At 66.6% G+C, this 587-nt stretch carries 1 pseudogene; it reads left to right on the top strand.

Annotated features, from left to right (window positions below):
- Positions 1 to 433: 433 nt before the first annotated feature.
- A pseudogene (rpsA, locus tag AOM46_RS32945) lies at positions 434 to 587 on the top strand (30S ribosomal protein S1); the annotation flags it as partial.

The raw sequence follows: 587 nt of genomic DNA, 5'->3' as shown, positions 1-587 counted from the left end.
TGGATCCGGACAACCCCGAGGGGTCGGGACAGAGCGACCCCGGCGGTCTCGTCGGGACACGCCGCGCCCTATGATTGATGGCCGCCGCGCCGGTGAAGGGCGTGGCGGCCACTCTCGTCGACGAGGGGCGCGCACGAGCGAGACGGGCGGGGAAGCACGAGTTTCGGCCCGTCCGCGCGCCTCGTGGGGCGAACCGCGCATTGACCCTGGTCGGATGCCCCCGTATGCTATAAGACGCGCTGCGGGCTTGCGCGCCTCGGACGGAGCAGGTCGCGCTCGTAACTGTTGTATGTCTCCTCGGTTGGCGAGGCGCGTGTCAGATCCCTCGGGATCGGGATTCGCGCTTCTCAGGCTGTCCGGCTGCGGCAGTGGCGATAGGGGTCTTCGGCGTAGCAGTGCCTACCAATATGTCCGTACCGGAGCCCTTTACCACATGACGAGCAGCACCGAGACCACCGCGACCACCCCGCAGGTTGCGGTCAACGACATCGGTTCCGAGGAAGCCTTCCTCGCCGCGATCGACGAGACGATCAAGTACTTCAACGACGGCGACATCGTCGACGGCGTCATCGTGAAGGTCGACCAGG

This window comes from Streptomyces sp. NBRC 109706 (assembly GCF_000974485.1).
Taxonomy (GTDB): domain Bacteria; phylum Actinomycetota; class Actinomycetes; order Streptomycetales; family Streptomycetaceae; genus Streptomyces.
The sequence above is the reverse complement of the archived record's forward strand: the minus strand, read 5'-3'. Positions and strand labels throughout refer to the sequence as shown.